Origin of the sequence: Candidatus Nitrospira nitrosa, from assembly GCF_001458735.1 — a bacterium.
GTDB lineage: Bacteria > Nitrospirota > Nitrospiria > Nitrospirales > Nitrospiraceae > Nitrospira_D > Nitrospira_D nitrosa.
The window spans coordinates 782,015-797,907 of sequence record NZ_CZQA01000001.1 but is presented as its reverse complement, the minus strand read 5'-3'; the positions used below and the strand labels follow the sequence as shown (position 1 = coordinate 797,907).

The 15,893-nt window shown below is 56.0% G+C and carries 20 protein-coding genes; 13 read left to right on the top strand and 7 right to left on the bottom strand.

From position 1 onward, the window contains the following. Positions 1-31: 31 nt before the first annotated feature. The 12 genes from COMA1_RS03830 to COMA1_RS03775 all read left to right on the top strand — a co-directional run bounded on the left by COMA1_RS03830 (position 32) and on the right by COMA1_RS03775 (position 8,141). Positions 32-571 (top strand): YeeE/YedE thiosulfate transporter family protein, encoded by a 540-nt coding sequence (locus COMA1_RS03830; RefSeq protein ID WP_090744019.1) that lies wholly within the window; start codon positions 32-34, stop codon positions 569-571. Then, positions 568-1,095 carry a DUF6691 family protein gene (locus COMA1_RS03825; protein WP_090744016.1) on the top strand — a complete coding sequence of 176 codons (528 nt, stop codon included), beginning with the start codon at positions 568-570 and terminating at the stop codon, positions 1,093-1,095. The genes COMA1_RS03830 and COMA1_RS03825 overlap by 4 nt, the downstream gene beginning before the upstream one ends. Continuing rightward, entirely contained in the window at positions 1,092-1,511 is a 420-nt protein-coding gene (locus COMA1_RS03820; protein ID WP_176697833.1) for an OsmC family protein, read from the top strand. Before COMA1_RS03825 ends, COMA1_RS03820 begins: the two co-directional genes overlap by 4 nt. A gap of 59 nt (positions 1,512-1,570) precedes the next feature. Continuing rightward, positions 1,571-2,953: a c-type cytochrome gene (locus tag COMA1_RS03815; protein ID WP_176697832.1), complete on the top strand. Its 1,383-nt coding sequence runs from the start codon at positions 1,571-1,573 to the stop codon at positions 2,951-2,953. A 138-nt stretch (positions 2,954-3,091) separates the two neighbouring features. Beyond that, positions 3,092-3,451: a DsrE family protein gene (locus COMA1_RS03810; protein WP_090744008.1), complete on the top strand. Its 360-nt coding sequence runs from the start codon at positions 3,092-3,094 to the stop codon at positions 3,449-3,451. A 391-nt stretch (positions 3,452-3,842) separates the two neighbouring features. Then, positions 3,843-4,730 (top strand): polyphosphate kinase 2, encoded by an 888-nt coding sequence (gene ppk2, locus COMA1_RS03805; protein WP_090746802.1) that lies wholly within the window; start codon positions 3,843-3,845, stop codon positions 4,728-4,730. 42 nt (positions 4,731-4,772) lie between these two features. Further along, a complete protein-coding gene (locus COMA1_RS03800; RefSeq protein ID WP_090744005.1) occupies positions 4,773-5,303 on the top strand; it encodes a c-type cytochrome in 531 nt (176 codons plus the stop codon). A gap of 254 nt (positions 5,304-5,557) precedes the next feature. Then, on the top strand, positions 5,558-6,154 hold the full coding sequence (locus tag COMA1_RS03795; RefSeq protein ID WP_090744001.1) for a Spy/CpxP family protein refolding chaperone: 597 nt from the start codon (positions 5,558-5,560) through the stop codon (positions 6,152-6,154). Positions 6,155-6,206: 52 nt separating this feature from the next. Then, complete coding sequence (locus COMA1_RS03790; RefSeq protein ID WP_090743998.1) at positions 6,207-6,566, top strand: c-type cytochrome; 360 nt, start codon at positions 6,207-6,209, stop codon at positions 6,564-6,566. 187 nt (positions 6,567-6,753) lie between these two features. Beyond that, positions 6,754-7,056 carry a YtxH domain-containing protein gene (locus tag COMA1_RS03785; protein ID WP_176697831.1) on the top strand — a complete coding sequence of 101 codons (303 nt, stop codon included), beginning with the start codon at positions 6,754-6,756 and terminating at the stop codon, positions 7,054-7,056. 52 nt (positions 7,057-7,108) lie between these two features. Then, entirely contained in the window at positions 7,109-7,603 is a 495-nt protein-coding gene (locus COMA1_RS03780) for a hemerythrin domain-containing protein (protein ID WP_090743993.1), read from the top strand. Between the two features lie 88 nt (positions 7,604-7,691). Further along, positions 7,692-8,141: a c-type cytochrome gene (locus COMA1_RS03775; RefSeq protein WP_090743991.1), complete on the top strand. Its 450-nt coding sequence runs from the start codon at positions 7,692-7,694 to the stop codon at positions 8,139-8,141. A 38-nt stretch (positions 8,142-8,179) separates the two neighbouring features. On the opposite strand, the gene COMA1_RS03770 is transcribed toward COMA1_RS03775, so the two are convergent. From COMA1_RS03770 to COMA1_RS03745, 7 genes are all read right to left on the bottom strand, one after another. Further along, positions 8,180-10,927, bottom strand: a complete 2,748-nt coding sequence (locus COMA1_RS03770) for a bifunctional acetate--CoA ligase family protein/GNAT family N-acetyltransferase (RefSeq protein ID WP_090746798.1) — start codon at positions 10,925-10,927, stop codon at positions 8,180-8,182. Between the two features lie 11 nt (positions 10,928-10,938). Continuing rightward, a complete protein-coding gene (locus COMA1_RS03765) occupies positions 10,939-11,232 on the bottom strand; it encodes a glutaredoxin family protein (RefSeq protein ID WP_176697830.1) in 294 nt (97 codons plus the stop codon). Between the two features lie 126 nt (positions 11,233-11,358). Then, on the bottom strand, positions 11,359-11,718 hold the full coding sequence (locus COMA1_RS03760) for a c-type cytochrome (protein WP_090743985.1): 360 nt from the start codon (positions 11,716-11,718) through the stop codon (positions 11,359-11,361). Between the two features lie 11 nt (positions 11,719-11,729). Further along, positions 11,730-12,587 carry a universal stress protein gene (locus tag COMA1_RS03755; protein ID WP_090743982.1) on the bottom strand — a complete coding sequence of 286 codons (858 nt, stop codon included), beginning with the start codon at positions 12,585-12,587 and terminating at the stop codon, positions 11,730-11,732. A 104-nt stretch (positions 12,588-12,691) separates the two neighbouring features. Beyond that, positions 12,692-13,381, bottom strand: coding sequence for a phosphoribosyltransferase (locus COMA1_RS03750; RefSeq protein ID WP_090743979.1), 690 nt, complete (start codon positions 13,379-13,381; stop codon positions 12,692-12,694). Positions 13,382-13,431: 50 nt separating this feature from the next. Continuing rightward, on the bottom strand, positions 13,432-13,584 hold the full coding sequence (locus COMA1_RS20970; protein WP_176697829.1) for a hypothetical protein: 153 nt from the start codon (positions 13,582-13,584) through the stop codon (positions 13,432-13,434). A 72-nt stretch (positions 13,585-13,656) separates the two neighbouring features. Beyond that, a complete protein-coding gene (locus COMA1_RS03745; RefSeq protein ID WP_090746795.1) occupies positions 13,657-14,130 on the bottom strand; it encodes an Hsp20/alpha crystallin family protein in 474 nt (157 codons plus the stop codon). A 605-nt stretch (positions 14,131-14,735) separates the two neighbouring features. On the opposite strand from COMA1_RS03745, the gene COMA1_RS03735 reads away from it, so the two are divergent. Further along, on the top strand, positions 14,736-15,887 hold the full coding sequence (locus tag COMA1_RS03735; RefSeq protein ID WP_090743973.1) for a 4Fe-4S dicluster domain-containing protein: 1,152 nt from the start codon (positions 14,736-14,738) through the stop codon (positions 15,885-15,887). The last annotated feature ends 6 nt before the right edge of the window (positions 15,888-15,893 follow it).

Below are 15,893 nucleotides of genomic sequence, written 5' to 3'. Positions count from 1 at the left end.
CATATGAGTGCCGACGTGCATACGACAAAAGATGGCTAATCACGAGAAGGCGATTGTTCCAATTTTACCCTGGTGGGCAGGTGGTCTTGCAATCGGCGTGGTCTTGTCGGTGGCTGTGGCTCTCATCCAGCCGATCGGGGTATCCACGCAGTATGTGGTGTTGGATGGTGTGCTCTTGCATGCCGTGCTTCCTGAAGTGGCCGACAGCAGCCCGTATCTGAGTGCAGCCAGCAAAGGGTGGACCTTGGCCACGTATGAATTTCTTTTCGTTGTAGGGATTCCCATTGGAGCTTTTCTGGCAGCGATGGTCACAAACCGGTTCAGCGTGAGCGTCGTTCCTTCCCTCTGGGCACAGCGCTTCGGACCGACTCCGGTGAAGCGTCTGATCTGGTCATTTATCGGAGGGTTCCTCTTGCTATTCGGTGCCCGCTTCGGGGGAGGTTGTACCTCCGGCCATATGATCAGCGGGGTGTCGCAGTTGGCCGTGAGCTCGTTCGCATTCTCCACGGCCCTTTTTTCGAGCGCGATCCTGACGGCTCGGTGGCTCTACCCTGAACGAGAAGAGCAATGACATTACTCTTGGGTCTAGTCCTCGGCGCAGCATTCGGCGCGGTCCTTCAACTGTCGGGCGCCTCGAGCTACACGAAGATCATCGGTACATTGAGGCTGAGAGATTTCACGATTATGAAGCTCATCATGACCGCCATCGGCGTAGGGTTGATAGGGGTACATGTATTGGATGCGGTTGGTGTGGCCCATATGAAGGTGAAAGACCTCTACGTGCCGGGGATCGTGGTCGCAGGCTTGATCTTCGGCGTGGGGTTTGCCGTTACGGGCTATTGTCCAGGGACGGCACTGGCTGCTGCGGCGGAGGGAAAACCTGACGCGTGGATGACGATAGTCGGAGGGCTGTTCGGCGCGTTGACGTTTGCCTTCCTCTGGCCGGACCTTGAATCGTCGTTAGCCTCGCTCGGAGCATTTGGGCCGGTCACTATTCATGAATCACTCGGGATCAACGGACTCTTCATTGCGTTACCGCTCGGTGTGCTCTGCCTATGGGGGGCGGTAAAACTTCCGGAGGTAAGAGCGACATGAAACTCACAGCGACCTTTCATGGTGGGACTCGATACGACATTGTGAGCGGGAAGCATCGAATCATCACCGACCAACCGGTCGAGGATGGAGGGCAGGATGCCGGCATGGGTCCGGTTGAACTCTATGTCGGGTCTGTTGCGAGCTGTGTTGCGTACTTTGTGGGACAATTCTGCGGGCGACACGGTATCGCCCGAGAGGGCTTGGCCGTCGAGGCGGAATGGACGATGGTGGAAGGACCGCATCGTGTTGGCAGTATCGACATTGCGATCCATCTTCCCCATCGCATCACGGCAGATCAACGGGAGCGACTGCTGAAGGTTGCGCACGGTTGTACCGTGCATCAGTCCATCGCCGTGGCACCGAACATTGCAATCAAACTTAATCCACATACCCATCACAAAGCCGAGGGATTATGAGCTTACACCCAAGACAACAGAGGGAGGGAGCGATGGGTCTGCAGGGAATGAGAAGGAGGATGGCGACGGCAGTGACACTGGCAGCGGGACTGCTGGTCCTATTTCAAGATCCTTCTCTTGCGAGTGATCAATCTCACGCCAAGGATCTCCTCCAACAGACTTGTGTGCAGTGTCACCGGTTAGAAGGAACAGCCGATTCTCGGTTCAACCTCCGGGCCCCGGACTTGATCTGGGCCGGCAGCAAATACCAGCGGTCCTGGCTTATTCGCTGGCTGACCGGAAAAGAGGCGCCGCTCTATGTCAAAGGCTATCGATGGGACCTGACAGATGTTTCGGCGAAACACCCGGTTGTCACTGAGGGAGAGGCCAGCGCGATCGCCGATTACTTCGCCGAACACAACAAGGATCCGCGCGTCACAGTCGGAGCCTTCGATCTGTCAAAGGTGACCAAGTTCGACGTGGCGTTCGGAGGGGTGGCATATAAGGCCCATGCGTGCCTTGGCTGCCATACGATCGAAGAGAACGGCAAACTGATCGGAGGGCAGCAGAGTGCGGCGCTGCAGAAATCCGGTCAGCGATACGACAAGGACTGGCTGTTTCGCTTTGGCCTCAACCCGCAAGACTTTGTGCCGCACAGCGGCGAGTTTCTCGCAGACGCAACGGAGCCACAGCTTCGCGCGGTGATCGGCTATCTGATGGTTCAGGGGGCCCCGGACTTTCAGTATTACGAGCCCTGGACGAGCCCCGAGTTCAGTCAGGCCGACGCCGGGCGCGGCAAAGTGCTCTATAAGGAATACTGCGCCCAATGTCATGGATTGACCGGCAAGGGTGACGGACCTGCCGCATCGGGACTGGAACCTAAGCCCGCCATTCATGCCAACATGCCCTTCGATAAGCTTCCGATGGAATATCTCTATACCGTCATCAACCATGGCGGAGTGGCCGTCGGGAAATCGCCCAATATGCCCTACTGGGGGCTCACGATCGGCCAGCAGGGGGTTGCGGACGTGATCGCCTACTTGAAGGTAACATTCAAGGGAATTCCGGAGGTGCCGGCAGCGGCAGGAGGGCAGAGCGGTGCCTGTGTGCAGTCACGCAAGACGGCTAAGGCACCGGACACATTCTTGACCAAGACCAATCCGCTCTCGTCATCGGCAGGGGCCATCAAAGCGGGGAAAGAACTGTTTCTCAAAACGGCGCAGCCCGTTGCCTGTGTGATGTGTCATGGAGAGCAAGGCGATGGCAAAGGACTCATGGGAGCAGCCTTGATGCCACCACCAAGAAACTTTACGTGCGGAGCGATGATGCGGGATATTTCGGATGGTCAATTATTCTGGATCATCAAGAATGGCTCACCGGGAACCGGAATGATGTCGTTTGCTTCGCTGCCAGACGAGCAGGTGTGGCAGTTGATTCACTACATCAGGAGTCTGGCGAAGTGATTGAGTGTCGGGGGGTAAGGGCGAACGGCTGATGGTGTCTCGTCTGTGAGAGAAAGAGCGAGTGCTCCGCTATCTTGCCGGTGCCGTACACTATAGGCCATCAGCTATCGGCTCTTCAGTTCATCACGGAGGAAGACAATGGCAACATTCATTATTTCTGGTAGTCGAGGAACCGACGATCCCACCATGGCAACCCTGCCATTCATGGCTGCGAAGACGGCGAAAGAGCAAGGACATGATGTGGTGCTCTGGTTGTGGAATGAAGCGGTGACGTTGGGGCGGAAGGGTGTGGCGGATCATGTCACCGGTGTGAATTTGACGCCTCTGAAAGATTTGCTTGCCGCAGTTCAGGCGGCTGGTGTGCAGATCTGGGTCTGTGGAGCCTGTGCGGTGGCTCGTCAGGTCACTGTGGCGGATCTGGTGGCTGGTGCTTCTATCAAAGGTATGCCGGACTACATCAAGGCCGTGGCTGAGCGAGACCGAAACGTGATGTTCTGATTCTTAGCCCGCATTATTCATGGCGGTTCGTCATGAGATTGCGGAGTCGCGTGACGAGACGGGTACGCGGAGGCCAGCGGGACGAAGGCCTCCTTGAAACAATACGTCGAGGTAGCCGGGGGAGAGCCTGCCGATCGTAGGCTAGTCGTCGCAGCGAATCCCTGATTGCAGTAGAAGTGTTCATGAGTAATATGGGTTAGGGCCAAGGAGGTTTCTCATGGCAGCGAGCGGAGAATCGTCGAGGAAGTCAAAAGATCGCAAGGGGCAGACGGATACCGATGACATTGATGACCTCTTGCCGTCCGCATCCGGTAGGGATGCAAACGAGTTGGAGACGATTCCCACGAAGGTCCCGAGGGAGGGAGACGGCTACCAGGTTCCGCGCAGTGCCATGATCGCCCAGGGGCTTGGACGCATCGGTGAACCGGGATACGTCTTGACAGCGGATGATCTTCGAAGGGTCAACACAAGGAAAGGGTTTCTGAAACTCCTTGCCAACAAAGCCGTCGATATCGAGGAAGTTCGCAAGACTCTGCTCTATGAGCAGGACTTACGACAGTTGCAGGTTGAATTGGTCAGGCTGCAACGGTGGATTCAAAGCAGTGGGGAGCGCATCGCCATTTTGGTCGAAGGACGGGATGCGGCCGGAAAGGGCGGCACGATTCGCCGGTTCACCGAGCATCTGAATCCTCGTGCGATGCGAGTCGTGGCGCTGCCGAAGCCGACCGACGCAGAACGAGGCCAGTGGTATTTCCAGCGCTATATTCATCAGCTGCCGAACAGAGGTGAGATCGTCTTCTTCGACCGAAGTTGGTACAACCGCGCGGTGGTCGAGCCGGTCATGGGATTCTGCACGAAAAAGGAACACCAGCGATTTCTCCAGCAGGTTCCGGAATTTGAGCACATGCTCTATGAAGACGGAGTCACCATCATTAAGTTCTGGTTCTCTATCTCCAAGGATGAACAAGCCAGGCGATTCGAAGCGAGGCGGCAGAATCCGCTCAAGCAGTGGAAACTGAGTCCGGTTGATGAAAAGGCGCAGGAGCTGTGGGATGCGTATACCCGCTGCAAAGAGGAAATGTTCAGCAAAACGCACTCGACCTTTAGCCCCTGGATCATCGTGCAGGCGAACGACAAGCAGGCTGCGCGACTGGAAAGCTTGCGCTATGTCCTGAACCTGCTGCCCTACAAAGGAAAGGACGAAGCTCAGATCAGGCTGACACCTGATCCGAACGTCATTACTCGATTCCACCGTAAAATGGTGGAATTGGATCTCTAACGTCGGAAGGCCGTTGGTCCCATCGACGAAAGGAACAAGGAGATGAAAACGAGTCTGTTGATGGTGATGGTCGCTTCGCTGTACTTCGCGGTGTCTGCGGATGCTGCTGAACGACACATGATGCAACCAGTCGTGCCGGCAGATAAGCTGGCTGAAGCGAGAGCTCTCAAGAATCCTTTATCGAATACTCCTGAAGTCATTGAGAACGGTAAGTCGCTGTACAACGGCAAGGGGGGGTGCGTCACCTGTCATGGGATAGAAGGGGACGGCAAAGGGCCGGGAGCGGTGAGTATGAATCCCGCGCCGCGTAACTTTCAGCATCATGGATTCTGGCACCATCGTACGGAGGGCGAAGTCTTCTGGGCCATCAAGTATGGATCACCCGGGACCGCCATGATCGCATTCGGTTCGGTCTTGTCCGACAACGAAATCTGGGCCCTCATTCACTACGAGCAAACCTTCTCTGCGAGGCATGGCATGATGGGGCATCGAGAAGGGATGGGACCTGGCGGCGACATGGGTGGCAGAGAAGGGATGGGGCATCGCGGGCGCAGAGGTGGAATGACCGAGTGATGGTATTCGGCCATTGGCGCGTTTTTCCCCATGTACCGCTACATGGCGTGAGTATTCTTGCACCATATCGACATTCAGTGTGGGGGGTGTCACCCGCGCAATCCTGGCTTTCAGTGAAGATTCCGTGAGCGGTCTCGAACCCTCGCGACGGCATCAGAATCGCACATGAACTTTCTGTAGCGCTTCGTGGTGAGAGAGTCTCTGGAGCCGGGAGGCGAGTGGATGTTTTTGATCTAACCCTGGAGGTATGAGTAATGAGAACGTCGAAGGGAACATGGATAGCTGGATTGACTGGAGCCGCCCTGCTCACCGTGCTAGCGGCGATTCCAACGCTTGTGGCCGAGGGCCAGGCCATGATGATGCACGGTGGCCACGATCAGGCTGAAGAGGGGGAGCATGAGGGGCACTATCTCAAACATCTGCTGAAGCATGCCAAGGAGATCGGTCTGACGCAGGAGCAAGTCAGCAAGCTCAAGTCCGTGCAATTGGATTTCAAGCGGACGGAGGCTCGGATAGAAGCGGATACGAAAGTCGCCAAGCTCGAGCTGCAGGCACTGGTGGATGATGAGCAATCCGATCTCAATACAATTCAAGCCAAAGTGGATCAATTGAAAAAATCAGAAGCCGCCTGCCTGTTTGCTGAGATCAAGGCGAAGCGCCAGGCATCCTCTCTCCTGACCCCTGACCAACGCGAAAAAGAACGTGCGGTCCATGAACACATGAAGAGTAGTAGCCAGCACGGAGGCGGCGGGATGGGCCATGGTGGGATGATGGGTGGCATGATGGGATCTATGGGAAGTGGCAGTCATGGGAGTGGAGGAGCCGGCGGAGGGCAACAACATCAGCATTGATGCTTGAGGTAGCGCTCTGGTCACCGGATGTTCTCGGGAAGAGGGGGAATGCATGTATGTACGGATTCTGATGAGCGTGCTGGTACTTACGTTGATGGTCTCGTGGGCTCTGGCTCAGAGCCACTCTGGAAACACTAAGAGTGGGGAGAAAATCTTCCAACAGCACTGTGCCGGTTGCCACGGAACCACTGGTGATGGGCTAGGACCTGATATTAAGGAGTTGATCGTTCCACCGGCGAATTTTCTCGCGCCGAAAACACGGGCAAGGACCGACAGGGAGTTGTATCTCGCGATCAAACAAGGAGTGCTCTTCAGTCCGATGCATGGGTGGGCAGATCGGTTGTCCGAGCAAGAAATTCGAGATGTGCTGAACTATATTCGGACATTCGCGCCATTCAACCCCCTCGGCTAACCCTGCATCATTTCTGCCGACGATGTTCAGCGTTACGCAGCGTGGCGAAATCGTCGTGAGATTTTGCCTGTGGGGGTGGTATTCCAACTGATTCCTTTAGTAAGCTGTGGTCGTTGTGCCGTGATGAGCTTCGTCCGGCACAGCGCGTTGACAGAGATGAACCATGTGTTATCCAGGAGGGTCGACCATGACGACTCGTAACGATGAGGATTCAGGACTGGCAGTAGCGTTGGCATTTCTCGGCGGCGCCATGATGGGGATCATGACCGGATTTCTTCTGGCTCCGAGGTCCGGCGAGGATACCCGGCGAGAAATCAAAGGGTATGCAAGAAAGACGGAGGACGAGGTGATCGAGAAAGCCAAAGAGGCGCGGGCGGCGCTTGATGAAGTGATCAATCGGGGTAGACAATTTGTCGATGAGCGCCGGGCTGATGTGGAAGCGGCTTTGCAAGCAGGCAAAGACGCGATACGGGAGCGGAGAGAGCGATAAGACTCTCGAGTCTGCCGGTGTGTGATAGCGAACTGAAGGTACCTGTGTGGGTATGACGGGGGAATCAATGAGCGAGCAGAACACGATCACGGCATTGTACGCGGAGGATCATGACCGGCTGGATGAATTGTTCAAGACCTTTCAGACATCGAAACGATCGGACTTTGCCAAGGCGAAGGACGCATTCAAAGAATTCAAAGTCGGGCTCCAACGGCATATCGTCTGGGAAGAGGAGCTGCTGTTTCCAATGTGGGAAGAGAAAACCGGGATGATCGAGGACGGGCCGACCCCCGTGATGCGATTTGAGCATGAGCAGATCAAGCAGCTGCTTGATGCGATTCATCGGAAAGTGGAGAGCCAGGATCTCAATAGTGATCAAGAGGAGCAGGCTTTGCTCAACCTCTTGGGCTCTCACAATAGAAAGGAAGAGAAGGCGCTTTATCCTGCCATTGATAACGTTACCAATGCGGACGAGCGCGACACGATCTTCACCACGATGAAGACGATTCCGGAAGACCGGGGCAATACCTGCTGCAGTGGGCACTGATTGATTAGATGAGCTCGGTCTCTCTGGCTGGGCACGGTGAACAGATACGCCCAGCAACCCATTGGATGAGACAGGCCAGAAAGACCAAATGAACAAGAAAGTTTGGTTGACCGTATGCGGTATCCTGCTTGCGGGCTGGTTGGGAGTAGAGACAGTATCCGTAACCCATGATGTGTGGGCTGAAGCTCCAGCCAGTCCACCGAGCGGGAAGTTAAAAGGAAATATCCTGCGAGGGCGAGATATCTTTAATGGCAAAGGCGTGTGTTACTACTGCCATGGGATCGATGGGTACTTGTATCGGATACCCCGAGTGGAAGCGGACACCGCTAAGCTTATCGCCAAGCTGAATCCGCCTCCCTCGGATTTGCGCAATCCTGATGCATTGCATTTGAAAACCAATCAAGAGCGAGCCCGCGCCATTCGAGAAGGCCATCCCGGCACCGGCATGTTTCCCGACCCCACCATGACCGACCAAGACCTCGCCGATACGCTGCTCTACCTCGCGCTGATCAGAAAAGACCCGCATCCGGAGCAGTAACACTGGCCCAACGATCGCTATACTTAGCTTGAGTGAGTTTAAGAAGGTCGCAGGTTGTGATGATCGATTCGTATCCTCGCATCCACGATACGACAGCCTTGGCCTGGTGGGAGTGCGAAGATCGGATTCAAGTCGAGTTCACGGATTTCTGGAATTTCTTCAACGAGGCGAGATACCCGCAGCAGGGTTTCTTCCAACGCTTCCAAATCCGCCGGAGGATGTCCGCGATAGCCGGTCAGCAGCCGATAGCCTTTGATTCCTCTGATCATTTCTGCCGCGTCACGATCGGTGAGGGGCGTGATGCGAAACTGCACATCACCAAGAATTTCAACGTGAATCCCCCCAAGGCCGAACGCAATTAAAGGGCCAAATACCGGGTCGTCGGTAACGCCGATCATGACTTCCACACCGTCGGTCACCATCGACTGCACGAGTACCCCATCCATGGCGTCGCGCTGGTTGATCTCAGAGAGTCGTGTTCTGATCGACTCAAATGCTTTACGGACGGTCTCCTCGTCCGTGAGATTCAACTGCACGCCACCGACCTCGGTCTTGTGGACAATCTGATGCGAGGCCAGTTTGATGGCAACCGGATAGCCGGCTTGCCCTGCCATGGCGACTGCTTCATCGGCTGTTCTGGCCACACCGCCAGCCTGAACAGGAAGTCTGATCGCACTCAGAACTCTTCGTGTCTCCTCGGTCGTCAACCAACCAGCTCCGCGGCACGAGAGCGCGTCGGCACAGATCTTTCGCACGGTAGAAAGATCCAGATCATCGAAGTCAGGAACCATCCCCGGCTGCTGTTGCTGCCATTCCCTGTAAGATGTCGATTTGCTGAGCACGAGTGCAGGCGTTTCCGGTAAGTGGTAGACCGGGATGGTCTCCGTTTGAAGGTGAAACGTACGGTCCAGGTCTCCTTCCGCCATCCAACCAATGAGCACGGGCTTAGCCGTCACGCCTGCTTTCCGCCCATTTTCAATTCCAGCCAGGATACCGTCGGCGATGTCTGCCGTGTCGGTTACAGCCACGGATATATACAGAATGATGAGTACATCGATCTCCGCCGCCAATAGGAGGGTTTCAATAGCTTTGGCGTACTGGTCCGGCGTGGCGGAGGCAATCAGATCGACAGGATTGCTTAAGGCGGCGGCAGAGGGGAGAAATGTTGCTAGGCTTGCCTTGGTCTGGGTGGACAGTTCGGGAACAACCAACGCGCCTGTCTCGCAGGCGTCGGTACAAAGAATGGCCGGTCCTCCGGCGTTTGTGATGATTCCCACGCGTCGTCCCGGAGGAAGGGGTTGATTCGATAAACCATCGGCCAGCGCCAACAATTCTTCGAGCGATTCCGTGCGAATGACACCGGCTTGATGGAACAACGCGTCGACGGCCACATTGCTAGCTGCAAGAGCTGCGGTGTGAGAACTGGCCGCCCGTCGCCCTGATTGTGATCGTCCCGCTTTGACCGCAACGATCGGTTTGCGACGGCTCACGCGTCGCGCGATACGGGCGAATTTTCGCGGATTGCCGAGAGACTCGACATAGAGCAGGATGACATGTGTGGCTGGGTCTTCCTCCCAATACTGCAACAGATCGTTGGTGGACACATCGGCCTTGTTTCCCACACTCACGAAAGAAGAGATGCCCAAGTGGAACCGCCGTGCGCCGGCAAGAGTCGCAATCCCGATGGCGCCGCTCTGCGACGACATAGCGGCACGACCTCGTGGGGGAAACAGCGTGGTGAAGGTCGCGTTCAATTGTACATCGGGGGCTGTGTTCAAGATCCCAAAGCAATTAGGCCCAACCATGCGCATCCCGTACTGCCGGACCTTTTCAAGAAGCTGTTTCTGGAGTGCCACTCCGTCAGCTCCCACTTCGGCAAAGCCTGCCGTAATGACCACCAATACCCGAACATCTTTACCCGCACACTCATCGACGACGGATAAGACGTCTTGCCGTGGTACGGCGATGACGGCGAGATCGATGGGCTCAGGAATCGCATGAACTGAGTGATAGACCGGGACTCCAGCGATCTCCGAAGCATTTGGATTGACCGGATAGATGGCGCCCTGAAATTCATTGGCTCGAAGTGCCTCGAGAAGTCGATAGCCGATACTTTTGGGATCGCGCGAGGCACCGATCAGTGCCACCGAGCGTGGGTGGAAAAACGGTCGGAGCGACGCGGTGGCGGCAAGCCGTTCTCGGACCTCGGCGCGAGTGACGGTCGTTTCCGTGGGAATCAACGACAGTTCCACTTCCATGTCGTCGCCTTCATAGGCTTCATGCGATGTAAACCCCGATTCTCGAAACACTTCGCGCATAGCCAGATTGTCTGCGTGAGTGACAGCCCACAGGTGGGAATAATTGTGTCGGATGGCGACGAGGGCCAGTCGTTCCAGTAGCAGCGTTCCTAGCCCTTTCCCATGGAAGCCGTCATCCACGGCCATTGCCACCTCGGCTGTTTGTGCATCCTTCGCCCAGTAGGACCCGGCGGCAATAATGTGCTGCTGCCCTTCCCACATTCGTGTCACGATCAATGTGAACTGGGAACAGGGATCTGAAGAATGACACAAACTGGCGACGGCCTCGACCGGAGGTAGGCTCTCCGAAAAGAACCGGTGGCGTCTGGACTCGGGTGACAAGCGGCTGACGAACTGTTGCAACAGTGTTGCATCGGTCGGTTCAGCCGGCCGAATTGCAGCGGTCGATCCATCTCGCATGATGAGCGAGCCGAACTCAGTGTGATCGGCCTCCAGGGGCGGAATGTAGAGCGGACGAACTGTTCTCATCGTACGTGTATCTAAAGCGCCAGCCATTCTGGTTTCAATATCAAAACGATGCCCAGGCGTACCATCACTCCTCCACCGCTCAGCTTCAACCAGCGACCGGCATGTAGTTCTGTGCCGATGAGGAAGGTGGGAACGCCGACGCTGGTCATGCCTCGGTCAACAAACAAGGTTGCACGTCGCCGCCGTGCGGCTGGATTCTCCGCAATATCGTAGACGGCGATCTGAAGCGATGGCCGCTCACGTCGAAGATCGTTAAGGAAGGTCTTTGCGGCTTCACAATGCGGACATCCGGATCGGAGAAACACCTCGATGCCAGGATTCCTTTCTCCAGATCAAGCGCTTGCCCGGCCACAGACTATAAGAATACAAAGCTGTATCGCGAGACGAGACGGAAAGCAGAGCTGGTCAGTACGCTGGACCGACACGCTGTGCTAACTGGTGATATCCGGTCGTGCGACGGACCGAATGTAGGACAGTACATCCAACATCTGCTGATCCGTCAGCTTCCCTCGAAAGCCGTGCATGGGGCTGAACAGCACGCCGTTCGAGATAGCCACCAGGAGTTCCCAATCGGTCTTGGAACGACTTTTGTGAGCTTGAAGGTTGGCTGGCAGGATGACCAAGTCCTTGCTGTCTGGACCGTTCCCATCGAGTTTGGCCCCATGACAACGGAGACACTGTTGTTCGTACACAGCTTGTCCGGTCTTCGCATCCCCTCGGATGACTTGAGCGAAGACCACGGAAGTCGAGACGGAAATGAGTGCCATCGCGAGAGTCAGTATCGTCTTCATCTTCAATCCTTTCACCGTAGGACCAATACCGGACAGGTGACATGATGCACGACCGCATGGGAGACACTGCCTAAGAGAAAGCGGGAGATGCCCTTGCGACCATGGGAGGTCACGACCACCAAATCCATATCCTTCGCCTCCTGTTCGATTACGGCAACGGGATTACCCTGGACAACCTTCGTGCTCACTTTATAGTGAGAATTCGCGAGCTTGCCGGCGGTCGATTGCACGAGTTCCTCCGCGTAACGTTGCACATCCTCAATCCAGGCGCTGATTTCCGGTCCAGCATAGGGTTCATTGATCCCGATCGGGACGACGGCGTGCACCACACACAGTTCGACGGGCGCAGCGAATGGATGCTGTGTCAACCAGCGGACGGCTCGGTCGGCGTCGTCCCGATCTTCAATGGCGACGAGCACCCGTTGAGCCTTGCGGGCCTCTCCCCTGACGATTAACGTCGGACGGGAGCTGTGCATCAGTACACGATGGGACACGCTGCCGAGAACAACTTCGGACAGACGGTTCCGCCCTCGGGCCCCGATGACGATCAGATCGGCCGACAAGTTGGCGGCACTATCAAGGATCAGTTGAGCAGGGTTACTGATCTCATTGACCTTCCTGATCGACGTGACCTCCGGTGGGACCATGGTAGCAGCGCGCTCCACGACTTGTCGTCCTGAGTCGACCATGGCATGGTGGAAATCGTCGTATCCTTGCACGTTGCCCGCTTGGGCCACGAGCGGATGCTCCAGAATCCCTAATTCGATGCCGTGGACCAACGTGACATCGGTAGGATGATAAAGTTGGAACGTCTGGGCGACCGCAGCGAACGTCTGATCCGACCAATCAATGCCGATGACGACTCTCATGTCATAGCCTTTCCTATCTTTCTCTGTTCATAGTTGTTGACAATCCGATCATGTCGAGCACCCAGGCCGGCGGATGTCATTGTCTTGGCTGTCATGCTGCTCCCTCATCGCGGCGGTGAGGCCATTGAAGAGTGTGCCCGTTCCTTCCACTCCAACAGCGATTCGTCCGCCAGGTTTAAGTACTCTACCACGTCGTGATCGTTGACTTGGGCGAAGTCGATATAGTGACTGCCCACGGCCCAGAACGGGTCCGGTGTCGCAAGGACTACCAACTCATCCACCCGCCTGCGGGCTTCTTGGATGGTCTCCACCGGGCCGACCGGAATGGCGCCGATCAGGCGACCTGGTTTGAAGTGCCTGATGGAGTCGATGGATGCGAAGAATGTGGAACCGGTCGCGATGCCGTCATCGACGAGGATGACGATGCGGTCGGTCAGTGTGGGCAGGTGTCGGCCTTGGCGGTAAAGCGTTTGTCGGCGAGCGATCTCTCGTTGCTGCACCCGGACCACATCCTCGATGTCCGCATGAGACAGACCGTACGTCGCCCTAGCCTCTGGATTGAGATAGACGGTTCCTCTCTCCCCTACCGCGCCGAGTGCATACTCTGAGTTATCCGGCGCGCCCAGTTTTCGGGTGATGAACACATCCATCGGAAGGTGCAGCCCCAGGCTCAGCTGATACCCGATCGCCACTCCCCCCCGAGGAAGTGCCAGGATGAGTGCTGCCGGGTTTTCACGATACCGGAGCAGTCGGTCGACGAGCCGTCGCCCGGCCTCTTCGCGATTCTTAAACATCACACGAACCTCTGGTTGTCTGCTCGGCTCAACCAAATAAACCTGTCAATCTATACAAGACCGCTTGTCACACCAACTCCGATCAGAAACATCACCATGAAGATCAGAATCAGCATGAGCAGCAGATGATGCTGTGACCCGGATTCCTTCTCATTCCAATGGACGTCCCATGGAATCTCGAGGTAACGGGGGTGGCGAAACATGGCGTCCTCCTTTCAGAAGAAGGCTGAGGTCAAGGTTGAGCCATGGATTGCAATCGCTGCATCGCTTCCCCTTTACGACACCTTCACTTCAATCGCCTTTGGCTTGACCTTCTCCGACTTTGGGAGATGGACTTTCAGTACGCCGTCTTTATACTCGGCGTTGACCTTGGACCCGTCGGCATCTTCAGGAAGGGTAAAGCTCCGCATGAAACTGCCATAGGCGCGCTCAACCCGGTGGTATTTTTTACTCTTTTCTTCCTTCTCGTATTTCCGTTCTCCACTGATCGCAAGTACATCGTCATGGACGTTGATCTTGATCTCTTCTTTCTTCATCTCGGGAAGTTCCGCTTTGATGACGTATTCTTTGTCATCTTCCGAGATATCCACCAACGGCGCCCATTCGGCTACCGAGATGGATTCCTTCTTGTCGCCGCCGGCTGGAGTTGCCGTACGCCCAAAGTAGCCTGAGAGTCGTTTCTCCATCTCTTCGAGTTCTTTGAAAGGGTTCCATCTTGTCGTCGGCTCCCATCGCGTCAGTCCGCTCATGACCATCACCTCCGTGTGTGTTGTTATGAGTGTCTGATACAGGGCTTTACACTGTAATGCCCTCCTTGTCGTAGCTTCAGAACCACGTCGCTTTCCCGGCTCAGTTGATCGATCTCAAGGAACACTTGGTTCCATGTCAGCCCGGGACATTCGTGGAGGATCTCTTCAATGTCGCAACCTGGCGAGCGACGTACAATGTCCATGACTGCTTGTGTCGTTGCCGCCTGTGTCATTGTCGCCCTCCCTTCCACAGCTCAGCCATTACCACTTTGAGACTAGTGCATCGACGGTGCCAAGAGAGAAGGGGACAACGGTTGGTCCCGTTTTTCTAGAAAATGCGATGGATTAGGTCGGGCGAGGAGCGCAGGTCTGTGAAGGGGGTGAAAGGGTCTGTAGCATTACGGGACAGTGGTCTCGGTGAGGCTGTCGCCTCTTTCAACAGCCTGGCGAGTCAACGAGGAGTATGTATGGTCGGTTTCAGTCTTATGAAAAGGATCAGCGAGGACCATATCGTGTGTCTGCCGGGCGGCTCTCATCTTGCACCAAATGTGAGGAGCCCGTACGATGTCGAGACTCCCGTGCCAAGAATGAGAGGAATTGGAGCTATGGCAGCGGCCGGTGAGATTGGTGTTCTGTCACGATCCGACTTTCAACAAATCTTCGACATCCTGAGTTCAAAGGGATACAGGATTGTCGGCCCCACCGTGCGCGATGGATCGGTCATGTGGGAGACCATCCAGGCCGTATCGGATCTGCCGATCGGGTGGCGCGATCATCAGGAGCCCGGGCGCTATCGGTTGGAACAAAGTGGCTCTAACGACATCTTCGGGGTCGTGCATGGACCGCAATCGCTGAAGCCATTCGCCTTCACGCCGCGTGAACCGCTCCTACAGATTGAACGGAGCAAGGACGGATTCACCACTCGCCCGACGCTTCCCCAACAGGAAAAAATCGCCGTCATCGGTGCTCGTGCCTGCGACCTCGCAGGATTGGCTATCCAAGATCAGATTTTTCTACAAGGCGAGTATCAGGACACCTACTACGCGACTCGCCGCGAAGGGCTGTTCATTATTGCTGTGAACTGTACCCGAGCGCTGCAGACCTGCTTTTGCGCATCCATGGACACGGGTCCCTGTGCCAAGAACAACTTCGACCTTGCTCTGACCGAAGTGGATGATCAGCTCTTGGTCCAGGCTGGAAGCGAGGTCGGGTCCGATCTTCTTTCTATTCTTTCATTGTCTCCGGCTACGCACGATGCAATCGCTGAAGCAGCAGCGCGCGTGGAGGCTTGCGCGCAAAGCCAAGTCCGCCGACTGGATCGCACTCGCCTGCCACAGGCGCTCTATGACGCCCATGAGCATCCTCGTTGGGACGATGTGGCGGCACGATGTCTGGCCTGCGCGAATTGCACGATGGTCTGTCCGACGTGCTTCTGCCATACGGTCGAGGAGACCCCGGATCTCACTCGGCAGCACGCCGAGCACGCCAGATTGTGGGATTCCTGTTTCACACAAGTGCATGGGTACATTCATGGCAAGAATATCCGTCCAACGATCAAAGATCGCTACCGGATGTGGCTGACACATAAGCTTGCCTCGTGGATCGATCAATTCGGAACATCCGGCTGTGTCGGCTGCGGCCGGTGCATCACCTGGTGTCCCATTGGGATCGATCTGACTGAGGAGGTATCGGCGTTGCTGACGCCGAGTGAACAGCGGTCAACCAGCAGCCGCCAGCAAGAGGCGTCCGGCAGATAGCATTGC

Coding starts and splice junctions, on each gene's coding strand:
- COMA1_RS03810 (WP_090744008.1), top strand. CDS start 3,092: ATGGCAACATTCATTATTTCTGGTAGTCGAGGAACCGACGATCCCACC.
- COMA1_RS03750 (WP_090743979.1), bottom strand. CDS start 13,381: ATGTTTAAGAATCGCGAAGAGGCCGGGCGACGGCTCGTCGACCGACTG.
- COMA1_RS03755 (WP_090743982.1), bottom strand. CDS start 12,587: ATGAGAGTCGTCATCGGCATTGATTGGTCGGATCAGACGTTCGCTGCG.
- COMA1_RS03735 (WP_090743973.1), top strand. CDS start 14,736: ATGGCAGCGGCCGGTGAGATTGGTGTTCTGTCACGATCCGACTTTCAA.
- COMA1_RS03775 (WP_090743991.1), top strand. CDS start 7,692: ATGAACAAGAAAGTTTGGTTGACCGTATGCGGTATCCTGCTTGCGGGC.
- COMA1_RS03745 (WP_090746795.1), bottom strand. CDS start 14,130: ATGAGCGGACTGACGCGATGGGAGCCGACGACAAGATGGAACCCTTTC.
- COMA1_RS03785 (WP_176697831.1), top strand. CDS start 6,754: ATGACGACTCGTAACGATGAGGATTCAGGACTGGCAGTAGCGTTGGCA.
- COMA1_RS03790 (WP_090743998.1), top strand. CDS start 6,207: ATGTATGTACGGATTCTGATGAGCGTGCTGGTACTTACGTTGATGGTC.
- COMA1_RS03795 (WP_090744001.1), top strand. CDS start 5,558: ATGAGAACGTCGAAGGGAACATGGATAGCTGGATTGACTGGAGCCGCC.
- COMA1_RS03780 (WP_090743993.1), top strand. CDS start 7,109: ATGACGGGGGAATCAATGAGCGAGCAGAACACGATCACGGCATTGTAC.
- ppk2 (WP_090746802.1), top strand. CDS start 3,843: ATGATCGCCCAGGGGCTTGGACGCATCGGTGAACCGGGATACGTCTTG.
- COMA1_RS03770 (WP_090746798.1), bottom strand. CDS start 10,927: ATGAGAACAGTTCGTCCGCTCTACATTCCGCCCCTGGAGGCCGATCAC.
- COMA1_RS03830 (WP_090744019.1), top strand. CDS start 32: ATGGCTAATCACGAGAAGGCGATTGTTCCAATTTTACCCTGGTGGGCA.
- COMA1_RS20970 (WP_176697829.1), bottom strand. CDS start 13,584: ATGTTTCGCCACCCCCGTTACCTCGAGATTCCATGGGACGTCCATTGG.
- COMA1_RS03815 (WP_176697832.1), top strand. CDS start 1,571: ATGGCGACGGCAGTGACACTGGCAGCGGGACTGCTGGTCCTATTTCAA.
- COMA1_RS03820 (WP_176697833.1), top strand. CDS start 1,092: ATGAAACTCACAGCGACCTTTCATGGTGGGACTCGATACGACATTGTG.
- COMA1_RS03800 (WP_090744005.1), top strand. CDS start 4,773: ATGAAAACGAGTCTGTTGATGGTGATGGTCGCTTCGCTGTACTTCGCG.
- COMA1_RS03825 (WP_090744016.1), top strand. CDS start 568: ATGACATTACTCTTGGGTCTAGTCCTCGGCGCAGCATTCGGCGCGGTC.
- COMA1_RS03760 (WP_090743985.1), bottom strand. CDS start 11,718: ATGAAGACGATACTGACTCTCGCGATGGCACTCATTTCCGTCTCGACT.